Source organism: Erwinia sp. (assembly GCF_031978025.1).
In the GTDB taxonomy this organism is placed as follows: domain Bacteria; phylum Pseudomonadota; class Gammaproteobacteria; order Enterobacterales; family Enterobacteriaceae; genus Erwinia.
In genome coordinates this window covers 1-12,388 of sequence record NZ_DALZCD010000122.1, presented here as the reverse complement: position 1 = coordinate 12,388, position 12,388 = coordinate 1, and the positions used below count along the sequence as shown (strand labels likewise).

The following is a 12,388-nucleotide window of genomic DNA, read 5'->3' as shown; positions in this document are numbered from 1 at the left end:
CAGGGCCGCATCCGACGCGGTCAAGGCAACAAGTAACGCACATGTCCCGGTAATAAAGTCCGGTAATGGCGAGACCTTATTTTTTTCGACGGGGTTAATATAGGGTGGTTAGCAGGGGGAAAGTGTTATTTTTCAAAGTAATAACATGTATCTTCTACCTTCCTGGCTCTCTTCCTTACCCGAGGAGCGAGGCATTTTTTGCGTGAAATCCGGTATACTCAGGCTACTGTCCTGAACGGAGTGCAATATGGCCCAGCATTATGCTCGCCTGGTTAACTCTGCCGCTCTGGCAGCGACGACTCTGGCTTCCCTGCTGCTTTTGGTGAAGATTTTCGCCTGGTGGTATACCGGTTCGGTCAGCCTGCTGGCCGCGCTGGTCGATTCTCTGGTAGATATTGCCGCCTCACTGACCAATCTGTTTGTGGTGCGTTATTCTCTGCAGCCCGCCGATGAAGAGCATACCTTCGGGCACGGTAAGGCCGAATCCCTGGCCGCGCTGGCGCAAAGCATGTTTATTTCCGGCTCCGCACTTTTCCTGTTTCTGACGGGGTTACAACATATCTCGACCCCTGCCGAGATGCGCGCGCCGTTAGTTGGGGTGGTTGTCACGCTTATTGCGCTCTTTTCAACGCTGGTCCTGGTCGCTTTTCAGCGGTGGGTAGTGCGTAAAACGCACAGTCTGGCCATTCGGGCCGATATGCTTCACTATCAATCTGACGTTATTATGAACGGTGCCATCCTGGTCGCGCTGGGATTGAGCTGGTATGGCTTCAGGCGCGCCGATGCGTTGTTTGCGTTGGGTATCGGCGTCTGGATCCTTTATAACGCGCTGCGAATGGGTTACGAAGCTGTGCAGCTGCTGTTAGACAGGGCGCTGCCGGATTCAGAAAAAGCAGAAATTGCGAGCATTGCCGGCCAGTGGCCCGGTGTGGAAGGTGTACACGATATCCGTACGCGTCTTTCCGGCCCGACACGCTTTATCCAGCTGCATTTAGAGCTGAAAGACCACCTGACATTGTTTCAGGCGCACCTGATTGCGGAAGAAGTTGAAAAAGCGTTGCTGAAAGCTTTTCCTGGTTCTGATATTACTATCCACCAGGATCCCTGCTCGATAGTGCCTGAAAAGGAGCTGAACGGGCTATGATTTTCAGAGAGTTAAGGGAGCAGCCCATGAATTGAACGCCGGAGTTATTTTGCGACGGAAAAATAGCAGAATGTTCTCTGACCTGAATCAATTCAGCTAAAAGACTTTGATATACTATTGCCCACATTAGTCGATCGCTCGCGTACGCCGATCCCCCAGGGCGTTCAGAATTTAAAATTTGCATTAACAAGTTCAGAGGTTGTCATGATCAAAAAAATCGGAGTACTGACAAGCGGCGGTGACGCGCCTGGCATGAATGCAGCTATTCGGGGTGTCGTTCGTGCGGCGCTGAGTGAAAATGTTGAAGTTTGTGGCGTTTACGATGGTTACCTGGGATTGTATGAAGATCGCATGGCCAATCTGGACCGCTACAGCGTTTCCGACATGATCAACCGCGGCGGCACTTTTCTGGGATCGGCGCGTTTCCCCGAGTTCCGCGAAGAGGCCGTTCGTGCCGTGGCCATTGAGAACATGAAAAAGCGCGGCATTGATGCGCTGGTGGTGATCGGGGGCGACGGCTCCTACATGGGTGCTAAGAGACTGACGGAGATGGGCTTTCCGTGCATTGGCCTGCCGGGTACTATCGATAATGACGTAGCCGGTACGGATTACACCATCGGTTACTTTACCGCACTGGAAACGGTTGTAGAGGCGATTGACCGCCTGCGCGATACTTCTTCCTCGCATCAGCGTATCTCTATCGTCGAAGTGATGGGCCGCTACTGCGGCGACCTGACGCTGGCAGCGGCCATCGCGGGCGGTTGCGAATTTATCGTCCTGCCGGAAATCCCGTTCACCCGGGAAGAGCTGGTCCAGGAAATCAAAGCAGGCATTGCCAAAGGTAAAAAGCACGCGATTGTGGCGATTACCGAACATATCTGCGATATCGACGAGCTGGCGAAATACATCGAATCTGAAACCAAACGCGAGACCCGCTCCACGGTGCTGGGTCACATCCAGCGCGGTGGTGCGCCGGTAGCCTATGACCGCATTCTGGCTTCGCGTATGGGGGCTTACTCTATCGAGCTGTTGCTACAGGGTTACGGCGGCCGCTGCGTCGGTATTCAGAACGAGAAAATGGTCCACCACGATATTATCGACGCCATTGAAAATATGAAGCGTCCCTTTAAAGGCGACTGGCTGGATACGGCCAAACGTCTTTATTAATCACCCTTCCTTTTCAGGCGCTGTTTATCAGCGCCTTTATTTTGCAGATTCATATTCCATTCGGTTATTACAGCTAGCTTTTAATTCTTTAAGTCATCAAACACTTTGTGTCACGCTCTCTGCCAGAAAAAACCTTTGGGAGCGCGCGTAATGAAAAAGTGGAGCATTGGATTAACCTTGCTGTTGGCCTCAGGCAGTGTTCTGGCAAAAGATGTCCAGCTGTTAAATGTCTCTTACGATCCTACCCGGGAGCTTTACGAACAGTACAATAAAGCTTTCAGCGCGCACTATAAGCAGGAAACCGGCGATAACGTGGTTATCCGTCAGTCTCACGGGGGATCCGGCAAGCAGGCAACTTCCGTGATTAACGGCATTCGTGCTGATGTGGTGACGCTGGCGCTGGCTTCGGACGTGGATGCCATCGCCGAGCGCGGACGTATTGATAAAAACTGGATTAAGCGCCTGCCGGATAACTCCGCGCCTTACACTTCCACCATTGTTTTCCTGGTTCGCAAGGGCAACCCCAAACAGATCCACGACTGGCAGGATTTAACGAAGCCCGGCGTGTCGGTGATCACGCCAAATCCGAAAACATCTGGCGGCGCGCGCTGGAACTATCTGGCCGCCTGGGGCTGGGCACTGGACAAAAACAATGGCGATTCGGACAAGGCGCTGGCCTATATCAAAGCGTTATTTAAGAACGTTGAAGTACAGGATTCCGGCGCGCGTGGCGCAACCAACACTTTTGTTGAACGCGGTATTGGCGATGTACTGATTGCCTGGGAAAACGAGGCTTATCTGGCGGTTAACAAGCTGGGCAAAGATCAGTTTGAAATCGTCACGCCGACCGAGTCAATTCTGGCCGAGCCTACCGTCTCCGTGGTGGATAAGGTTGTTGACGATCGCGATACCCGTAAAGTAGCCGATGCTTACCTGAAGTATCTCTATTCGCCGGAAGGCCAGGAAATCGCTGCGCAAAACTATTATCGTCCACGCGATCCGGCCGTGGCGAAAAAATATGCCGATAAATTTGCACCAGTGAAGCTGTTTACTATCGACGATGCTAAGTTCGGCGGCTGGGCCAAAGCGCAAAAAACGCACTTTGCGGATGGCGGCACCTACGACAAAGCGATGCAGCGCTAATCTTTTTAGCGGAACACCCTCCTTTTAAGGCCAGTCACCCGACTGGCCTTTATTTTTCCCTTGTATCTTGCTGATTCCAATAAGCTTGCACCCCATAGTCACGCACATTGATTATTTAACATGACCTTCAGCAATGATTCGTTTACATTATGCGCAATTACACGCGTAGAGGTTGTTGTCATGCAAGGGGGGAAGCGGATCCTGATTACGGGCATTGTGGCGCTCGTGGCCGTTATTGGAGGCTGCAAAGCCATCATTTGCAGACACAATGCTAATACGTTATGGAACATTGTCAGCCAGCAGTGCGTGCCTAATCAGCAGCAAAATAACGATCCGGCGCCCTGTCGGATAGTGGATCTGCATAATGGTTACGTGGTGATGAAAGATCGTGAAGGGTCGCTGCAGTTCCTGCTGATGCCCGTGAAAAAGCTTACCGGTATCGAAAGTCCCGAGCTGCTGAATCCCTTTGCTCCCAACTATTTCGCCGAAGCCTGGCATGCGCGCCACTATATGGAAGAACGTCGCGGTTCGCCAGTAGAAGACAGTGCGGTAGCGCTGAGCATTAACTCGCAGCGCGGCAGAACGCAAAACCAGCTGCATATTCATATTTCCTGCCTGCGGCCTGATATCCGGCGGCGGTTGGACAGCCTGAACGGCTCGCTAAGCGAGAAATGGCAATCGGCGCAGTTGGGCGAACATGAGTACCAAATCCGCCTGCTGAGCCGTGACGAACTGAAAAAAACCAGCCCGTTTGTTCGCATTGCGAACGAGCTGCCTGGCGCGCGTGAAGAGATGGGGAAATACGGTATCGCGGTAGCAGCCATGCCGGATGGAAGGCGGGCACTGATGGTGATTAAGCGTAACCTGCTGCTGCTGAACCGGGGATCGGCGGAAGAGCTTCAGGATCACAGCTGCAGCATTCTGCAGCCGTCATCCTGATCACCTGTCAGACTGGCGTGGTGGCCTGCTCAGGCTCATCGTCCGCGTATTCTGCCGTGGCTATCCAGGCCGCGCAGAACAGAGTCAGGCGGGCGAAAAAGTAGAAGAACGCCATCAGACCCAGCACGGAACCAAACGCCGCGCCAGAAGGCGAAGAGGCCAGCTTCGGTAGCGTCATCGTCATAATCGCTTTAATCACCTCAAAGCCAATAGCGGCCAGCAGCGTGCCACGAAACAGCGCTTTTTTACGCGGTTTGTGACGTGGCAGTCGCCAGAAGATCCACAGAAACAGCAGATAGTTCGCCAGGATAGAGATGGTCAGCGCAATGGTGGTCATTGCCGGGCGCAGCCATTCAATCCCGTCCAGGCCGAGCGCCCGCACGATGGCGTCCTGCGCCGAACCCGCCACCGACGTCAGCGTAATAGTAATAAACAGCGCCAGTACCAGGCCGATCAGTGAAATGAAATCGCGAGTATATTTGAAGTAAATCTTTTCTTTATCCTGCTGGTTGCGTTCCCAGACGTCACGCGACTGCGCGCGAACGGCTCCACGCAGGTTGCCCATCCAGCTGATGCCGGAATAGAGCGCGACCAGCAGGCCGGTAATGCCCACGGTCGTACGTTGTTCGACGGCTGTTTTCACGGTATTTTTCAACGTGGTTGCCAGCGTAGGATCGCTGATGCTGTTAACCAGCCTGTCGATCAAATCCGTCAGCAAATCCTGATTGGAGGCGAGCACGAAACCGACGCCCGCAAACGACACCATTAATATGGGGATCAGCGACAGAAAAGAAAAATAGGTGATGGCCGCGCCAAACTGACTGCCCATACGATCGTTAAAGCGTTCTCCGGCGCGGATAAAATGTGCCACCGCCGGGATGGCCTGAAACCAGCTCGCCAGACGAGAAACGCGCGTGATCGACTTATCGACGGTTTCATTGCCGGTTTTAATATTAATCAGCGGCTTGTCCGCTTTTTTCTCTACGGGGTTATTTTCCTTCATGAATCCTTCTTCATATCCTTCAAGTGCATGGCTTAAAACAAATTATAGCCGGACGATCAGCTAACGTAGTGTTTCATTGCCTGAGTCAGCCATTCCATAAAGACGTGGACCCGGCGCGTCAGATTACGGCGATGAGGGTAAACCAGCGAAACGGGCATCGGTTCGGCGCGAAAGTGCGGCAGGATCTCAACCAGTTTTCGCTCTGCTAACGCCTGTTTTACGCCCCTTTCCGGTACCTGAATAATGCCTAATCCGGCCAGACAGGCGGCGCGATAAGCTTCGGTGCTGTTGACGGTTATTGTCCCGCCCGTTTTGATATAGCGACGGTTTTTACCATCGAAGTATTCAAAGCCCATCGGCTGCATACCAATTTGCTGGCTGTAATGCACCATCGCGTGTGAGGCCAGATCGTCCGGCGTGCCTGGCGTACCAAAACGCATCAGGTAGTCAGGGCTGGCACAGTTAATTAACGTCAGCTTGCCTAAAGGCCTGGCAATCAGACCGGAACTTTCCAGGATACCGACGCGCACAACGCAATCAAAGCCTTCACGTACCACATCCACGCGTCGGTCACTGCTGCTCAGCTCAAGCTCGATTCCAGGATAATGCTGCATAAAATCCGGCAACAGCGGCAGGACATAGTCGCAAGCCATACTGACAGGCATATCGACACGTAGCTTGCCGCTCAACGTGGCAGGGTCGTGCTGAAACAGGGAATCCATCTCATCCAGCGTTGCCAGCACGTCGCGGCAGCGCTCGTAATAAATCATTCCGTCCTGCGTCAGCTGGACACGTCGCGTGGTGCGATGCAGCAGCCTTACGCCCATCGTGTTTTCCAGTGATTGCAGCTGTCGCGACAGGCTGCCTTTAGGTAAACCCATGCTCTCGGCGGCGCGGGTGAAACTCTGTAATTCCGCGACCCTGACGAAAACCTGCATTGCGTGTATTTTATCCATTTATGCGCCCATTGTTGCTTTCAACGGAACAGTGATGCGTAGCCAGAACCATTTATAGATCGCTTTGCAGGCAATATCCTGTTTTTTATCCACAGCAGAACGTCCGGAGCGAGAAATGAGCCACAAAATTGCAGTTATTACCGGCGGCAGCCGGGGTTTAGGCCGAAACGGCGCGCTAAAGCTGGCTGAAAAGGGCATTGATGTGATTTTTACCTGGCACAGCAAAGCGCAGGAGGCACAGGCGGTCGTCAAAGAAATAGAAGCGTTGGGGGCCCGCGGCGTGGCGCTACAGCTGGATGTAGGAGACAGCCAGACTTTTTCCGGCTTCGCCAGTGAAGTACAAAAACAGCTAAAAGCAGTCTGGCAACGCGACAGTTTTGATTATTTATTGAACAATGCCGGAACCGCGCTGCATGAGCCGTTTGCTTCGACTACGGAAGCGCAGTTCGATGCTTTAGTTAACGTGCACTTTAAGGGGCCGTTTTTCCTGACGCAGCAGCTGTTGCCGCTGGTCGCTAATGGCGGACGTATTCTGAACGTCTCCAGCGGTCTGACCCGTTTCAGCCAGCCAGGATCCGGGGCGTATGCGGCGGTGAAGGGTGCGATGGAAGTGTTAACGCGCTACCAGGCAAAAGAGCTGGCGGCGCGGGATATTCGTGTCAATATTCTGGCGCCCGGCGCTATCGCCACGGACTTTAGCGACGGTCGAGTGCGTGATAATCCTCAAATCAATGCTTTTATCTCTTCCGTAACGGCATTGGGCCGTGTAGGACTGCCGGAGGATATCGGCAACGTCATCGCCATGCTGTTCAGCGAAGAGAGCGCCTGGATAACCGGGCAGCGCATTGAGGCCTCGGGCGGCATGTTTCTCTGAGGCACCATGCCGCCCGGCCAGAGGTCAGAGACGGATAGTCCCGTCTATGACCGTAACCGTCTGGCCGCCAATCCAGGCGGTGCCGGCCACCCAACTGACGCTCAGGCGACCGGCACGCTGTAAAGCCGTGCCCTGACGAACGCGGTAATCCTGTTCTGTTCCTTGCGCCTGCAGATAGCGGGCCAGGCAGGCATTGGCGCTGCCGGTTACGGGATCTTCGCACAGTGAACCCTGCTCCATCAGCAGGCAACGGACTTCATACTGCTCCGCGGCTTCCTGCAGAGGGCCAAAAAGCATCACGCCGGTTACGCGGGCTTTTTTCAACAACCGTTCAAATTCCGTAAGATTAGGTTTGATTGCCAGCACTGCTTCGGCAGACCTCATCGGCACCAGCAGAAACCGAATGCCCATATCCGCAATCATTACCGGCAGGCGGGTTTCTGTCGCATCGGTGTTCAACGCGCTGCCCAGCAGCGCATCGTTAAACGCCGTCAGCGTCGCCTCTGGTGCGGCAAACGCCAGCGCGCCGTCTGCGGCAATCTTCACCGTTACCAGGCCCAGCTCGCACTGCTGCACGATCTGACCGGGATTTTTCAGGGGAAGACCTGATTCCAGCAGCGCATGGGCAGTACCGAGCGTCGGATGGCCAGCGAACGGCAGTTCACCGTCCGGCGTAAAAATACGCACCCGGTAATCGGCAGCCGCATGGGTAGCGGGCAAAACAAAGGTAGTTTCTGACAGATGCGTCCAGCGGGCAGTGGCCTGCATCTGCGCCGTACTGAGATCCTCAGCTGCCATGATCACCGCCAGTGGGTTGCCGTTTAAGGGTGAAGAGGTAAAAACATCGACTTGCTTAAAAGGGCGCTGCTGCGTCATTCGTCTGTCCTTCACATTAATTTTCTTTGAGAATATCAGGAATTTTCACGGCCGGGGGGCTGAAGAGGTGCTATTTTCAGGGTAAGCAGTGCCGTTATCAGTCAAGCGGTAACGGGTCGCCTGAACCCGAACAAAAGTGAGGGAAATATGCTGAAAATACTGGGACGTGCATCGTCTATCAACGTCCGGAAAGTCCTGTGGACCTGTGAAGAACTGGGTGTCGCCTTTGAGCGTGAAGAGTGGGGCGAAGGGGCCAGATCGCCTCAGGAAGCCGAATTTAAGGCGCTTAATCCGAACGCATTAATGCCGGTTATTCAGGAAGATGACTTCATCTTATGGGAGTCCAACGCCATTATTCGCTATCTGGCGAATGCATATGACGGCGGCTGGCTCTACCCACAGGATCCCCGCACGCGTGGGCCGATCGATCAGTGGATTGACTGGCAGGCCACCGAGCTTAATACCTCCTGGCGCTACGCGTTTATGTCGCTGGTGCGGCATTCCCCTGCTCATCAGGATCGACGATTATTGGCGGCCGCCTGTAAAGGCTGGAACTATACGATGGCCATTCTTAATCAGCAGCTGGAAAAAACCGGTGCCTTTGTCGCGGGCGACGCGTTCTCGCTGGCCGACGTGCCGATTGGGCTGTCGGTCAACCGCTGGTATGAAACGCCGATGGACCATCCGGAGCTACCGGCTGTGCGGGCTTACTACGAGCGGCTGACGAAGCGTAAAGGCTATGCGCACTGGGGCCGTAACGGTATGCCGTGACGATCAGGCGATGCCTGGCGGGATACCGCTTAGTTCACACGCCAGTTCGCCGGTGCGCTTCAGCGCGTGAATATAGCGCTCGTCAAAGTGATAGCAGCAGGTCAGCCGTATCGCGCTCTTATAACGATCGCTGAGAGTATAGAGCGCGCCCGGCGTCAGGCAGATTTTTTCCTGCAGCAGGCGGTGGAACAGGTCGATGCCGTCAAGCTGGCCCGGCAACTCAACCCAGAAAATAAAGCCGCCGCTGGGCAGGGTCGCTCGGGTGCCCTGCGGAAAGTGCCGGGCGATCAGCCCGCGTGCTTCATCCATTAATGTGGCATAGCGGCGGCGCATAGTGCGAAGGTGACGATCGTAACCGCCGGACTCCAGAAACAGTCCAAGCGTCTCGCTCAGTAACATTGATTCGGCCAGCGAAGAAACCGATTTAAGTCGCGCCAGCGCCGCCGAAAAGCGGCCAGCCGCAATCCAGCCAATATGAAAATCGGGCGCGATGGTTTTGGTGAAACTGGCGCAATGCAGCACCCAGCCGTCGGTGTCGAACGCTTTAACCGCCGGTGACAGCGGCCAGCAGAACTGCAGCTCGTTATACAGCCCGTCCTCAAGCAGCGGGATTTGGTAATCATTCACCATCTTCGCCAGCCGCTTTTTATCCTCTATCCGCATGGTACAGCCCAGCGGATTTTGTACTGTAGGCATCGCCACCAGCGCCTGAATACGCTGCTCGCGCAATACCAGTTCCAGCGCATCCAGCGACAGGCCGTATTGCGGGTCGGTAGGCAGCTCCAGCACTTTCAGGCCAAGGCTGGCAACCAGCGGGAAGAGATAAAAATAGGTGGGCGTTTCCAGCCCGATGCAGTCGCCAGGTTTGGTCACGGCGCGCAGCGCCAGCTGTAGCGCCTCCATACAGCCGTGCGTTATCGTGATGTCTTCGGCAGTGAGCGTCATCCCTGAATCCGTTACGCGGCGGGCAATTTCCCGACGCAGGCGCTGACTGCCTGGCGGCAAAGCGTAGCGGCCGATCAGATCTGGTTCGCGCCGCAGCAGCGAAGCCATAATGCGGCTGATTTTCGCCGTCGGGAAAAAGTCGCTGTTTTGTGGGCAGGCCAGCGAAAGATTAACGTAGTCAGGATGGTTTTGTGCGGCAAACACGGTATCAATCAAATCAAGCTTTTCACTGCCGGGCGACCGAACCTGCCCGGGGTGGCGGTTACGGGCTTTTATCGAAGGCAGCACGCCGCGCACATAGTAGCCGGACTGGGGACGCGCTTCGATTAGCCCGCGATCCTCTAAAAGTCGATAGGCCGTCAGTACGGTGTTAACACTGACCTGATGCGTAGCTGCACAGCGGCGCACGGCCGGAAGTCGGCTACCCGGCAGCCAGGTCCCGCGGTGGATAGCCTCCGCCAGCGTTTCGGCCAGCTGGTGATACAGCGTTTGCTCTTGCGGCTCGATAATAGACACAGTTTAGCCTCCGGCAGAGGGGTACAGTCAGGTAATAACAGCAATTGTACGCATAACAATAGTGGATTTCTGAATCTGTTACCATTACCGCAGACGTCTTACCATGCTCTTCTCATTCACTTGCAGGAGAGCGGCCATGCTTGATCCCTCTTTTTTCAGCTATGTCACCGTTATGTCGATCACGCCAGGGCCAAACAATCTGATGCTCGCCACTTCCGGCGTCAATTTCGGGATGCGCCGCACCGTACCGATGATGCTTGGCATTACGCTGGGTTGTGCGTTGCAGATAGCGATTGCCGCGCTGTTGCTGGACAGTCTGCTGCTGTGGATGGGGGTGATTCGTCTGCCTTTAACCCTGCTGGGCTGCGCCTATCTGCTGTGGCTGTCGTGGAAGATTTTTCGCGCGGGTGCGCCAGAACTGCGGGAAAAAGCGAGACCGCTATCGCTGGTGGGCGGTGCACTGTTTCAGGTGGTGAACCCAAAAGCCTGGCTGATGGCCATAAACGTGGCGCTAATCTATTCTGCCAGCAGCGGACTCGTGCCGGTAATGAGCGGATTCGCCGCGCTGAATCTGCCCTGCATTTTGGTCTGGGCAATGATGGGCGACAGGCTGGGCAAGCATTTGCAGGTCGCCTGGAAGCTGAAGGCGTTTAACAGCGTGATGGCGCTGTCGCTGGTGGCCACCGTTGGCTGGATGGTCGTCGAGATAATAAATTCCTGAAAAAGGGCGGCCTGAACGCCGCCCTCTGGCTGCCGACGCCCTTAGTCGCCGACTTCACCGCCGCCTTCCTGCGACGGCCATTTCCAGTCCCGTACTTCCGGGATGTCCTCACCGTATTCACGTACCCAGGCGTGATGGGCAGCCAGTTTTTCCTGCAGCTTGTCCAGCACGTCGGCGGCTTTCTCCTGCAGCCCCGGTACGCGCAGGATAGCTTCCTGCGCCAGGTGGTAACGATCCAGTTCGTTCAGCACCGTCATATCGAAAGGCGTGGTGGTAGTGCCTTCTTCATTAAAGCCTTTGACGTGGAAATTCGAATGGTTATTACGCTGGTAAGCCAGGCGATGGATCAGCGCAGGATAACCGTGGAAAGCAAAAACAACCGGCTTTTCGCGAGTAAATATCGCATCGAAATCCTCTTCTTCCAGGCCGTGTGGATGTTGTTCCTGAGTTTGCAAAGCCATTAAATCCACAACGTTAACAACCCTGACTGACAGATCGGGCAGGTATTGCCGCAGCAGATCGACAGCGGCCAGCGTTTCCATTGTGGGCACGTCGCCCGCACAGGCCATCACCACGTCTGGCTCTTTACCCGATTTTTCATTCCCTGCCCATGGCCAGATGCCCATGCCTTTTTCACAATGGGCGATGGCCTCGTCCATATTCAACCACTGCGGCTCCGGCTGTTTGCCTGCGATGATAACGTTAATACGATCCCAGGTTTTCAGGCAGTGATCGCCGACCCACAGCAAAGTATTGGCATCGGGTGGCAGGTAAACGCGCACAATATCCGCTTTCTTGTTGATAACGTGATCGATAAAGCCAGGATCCTGATGACTATAGCCGTTGTGATCCTGACGCCAGACGTGCGAAGAGAGCAGATAGTTAAGCGAGGCGACAGGCTCACGCCACGGCAGCTTGCGGGAAACTTTCAGCCATTTGGCGTGCTGATTAAACATGGAGTCGATGATGTGGATAAAGGCTTCGTAGCAGTTGAACAAACCGTGGCGGCCGGTTAACAGATAGCCTTCGAGCCAGCCCTGACACTGATGTTCGCTGAGGATTTCCATCACCCGCCCATCCGGAGCCAGCTGCTCATCATACTCGCGGATCTGTTCCATCCAGGTACGATTGGTGACGTCAAAAACCTTACTTAGTCGGTTAGAAGCGGTTTCATCCGGGCCGAAAAGGCGAAAGTTGTCGGGATTATCGCGGAAGATAGCGCTGAGATAGCTTGCCAGCACGGCCGTAGACTGCGCCTGCGTTTCGCCGGGTTCAGCAATTTCTACGGCAAACTCACGAATGTCGCGCGTTTTTAACGGCTTGCGCAGGCGGC

General features: G+C 54.8%; 11 protein-coding genes and 1 pseudogene. 7 read left to right on the top strand and 5 right to left on the bottom strand.

Features of this window, described 5'->3' with window-relative positions:
* Positions 1-247 precede the first annotated feature (247 nt).
* The 4 genes from fieF (at position 248) to RTK32_RS11540 (ending at position 4,393) form a co-directional block, all read left to right on the top strand.
* A complete protein-coding gene (gene fieF, locus RTK32_RS11555; RefSeq protein ID WP_312044065.1) occupies positions 248-1,144 on the top strand; it encodes a CDF family cation-efflux transporter FieF in 897 nt (298 codons plus the stop codon).
* 204 nt (positions 1,145-1,348) lie between these two features.
* Entirely contained in the window at positions 1,349-2,311 is a 963-nt protein-coding gene (gene pfkA, locus RTK32_RS11550; protein WP_312044063.1) for a 6-phosphofructokinase, read from the top strand.
* 150 nt (positions 2,312-2,461) lie between these two features.
* On the top strand, positions 2,462-3,454 hold the full coding sequence (locus tag RTK32_RS11545; protein WP_312044061.1) for a sulfate ABC transporter substrate-binding protein: 993 nt from the start codon (positions 2,462-2,464) through the stop codon (positions 3,452-3,454).
* Between the two features lie 180 nt (positions 3,455-3,634).
* A complete protein-coding gene (locus RTK32_RS11540) occupies positions 3,635-4,393 on the top strand; it encodes a CDP-diacylglycerol diphosphatase (RefSeq protein WP_312044059.1) in 759 nt (252 codons plus the stop codon).
* A 7-nt stretch (positions 4,394-4,400) separates the two neighbouring features.
* Here the strand turns inward: RTK32_RS11540 and yhjD are convergent, their stop codons facing one another.
* Positions 4,401-5,396 carry an inner membrane protein YhjD gene (gene yhjD, locus RTK32_RS11535; RefSeq protein WP_312044057.1) on the bottom strand — a complete coding sequence of 332 codons (996 nt, stop codon included), beginning with the start codon at positions 5,394-5,396 and terminating at the stop codon, positions 4,401-4,403.
* Positions 5,397-5,452: 56 nt separating this feature from the next.
* Complete coding sequence (locus tag RTK32_RS11530; protein ID WP_312044055.1) at positions 5,453-6,352, bottom strand: LysR family transcriptional regulator; 900 nt, start codon at positions 6,350-6,352, stop codon at positions 5,453-5,455.
* 115 nt (positions 6,353-6,467) lie between these two features.
* Here RTK32_RS11530 and RTK32_RS11525 point away from each other — a divergent pair, with 115 nt between their 5' ends.
* Entirely contained in the window at positions 6,468-7,226 is a 759-nt protein-coding gene (locus tag RTK32_RS11525) for an SDR family oxidoreductase (protein ID WP_312044053.1), read from the top strand.
* A gap of 24 nt (positions 7,227-7,250) precedes the next feature.
* Here the strand turns inward: RTK32_RS11525 and RTK32_RS11520 are convergent, their stop codons facing one another.
* A complete protein-coding gene (locus RTK32_RS11520; protein ID WP_312044051.1) occupies positions 7,251-8,102 on the bottom strand; it encodes a PhzF family phenazine biosynthesis protein in 852 nt (283 codons plus the stop codon).
* A gap of 147 nt (positions 8,103-8,249) precedes the next feature.
* Between RTK32_RS11520 and RTK32_RS11515 the strand changes: the two genes are divergently transcribed.
* Positions 8,250-8,873, top strand: coding sequence for a glutathione S-transferase (locus tag RTK32_RS11515; RefSeq protein ID WP_312044049.1), 624 nt, complete (start codon positions 8,250-8,252; stop codon positions 8,871-8,873).
* Positions 8,874-8,876: 3 nt separating this feature from the next.
* Here RTK32_RS11515 and RTK32_RS11510 read toward each other — a convergent pair whose 3' ends face one another.
* Positions 8,877-10,334: a PLP-dependent aminotransferase family protein gene (locus RTK32_RS11510; RefSeq protein ID WP_312044047.1), complete on the bottom strand. Its 1,458-nt coding sequence runs from the start codon at positions 10,332-10,334 to the stop codon at positions 8,877-8,879.
* A 136-nt stretch (positions 10,335-10,470) separates the two neighbouring features.
* Between RTK32_RS11510 and RTK32_RS11505 the strand changes: the two genes are divergently transcribed.
* The gene (locus RTK32_RS11505; protein ID WP_312044045.1) at positions 10,471-11,055 is read left to right on the top strand and encodes a LysE family translocator; all 585 of its coding nucleotides are present in this window, start codon (positions 10,471-10,473) and stop codon (positions 11,053-11,055) included.
* Between the two features lie 41 nt (positions 11,056-11,096).
* Here RTK32_RS11505 and RTK32_RS11500 read toward each other — a convergent pair.
* A pseudogene (locus RTK32_RS11500) lies at positions 11,097-12,388 on the bottom strand (phosphoketolase family protein); the annotation flags it as partial.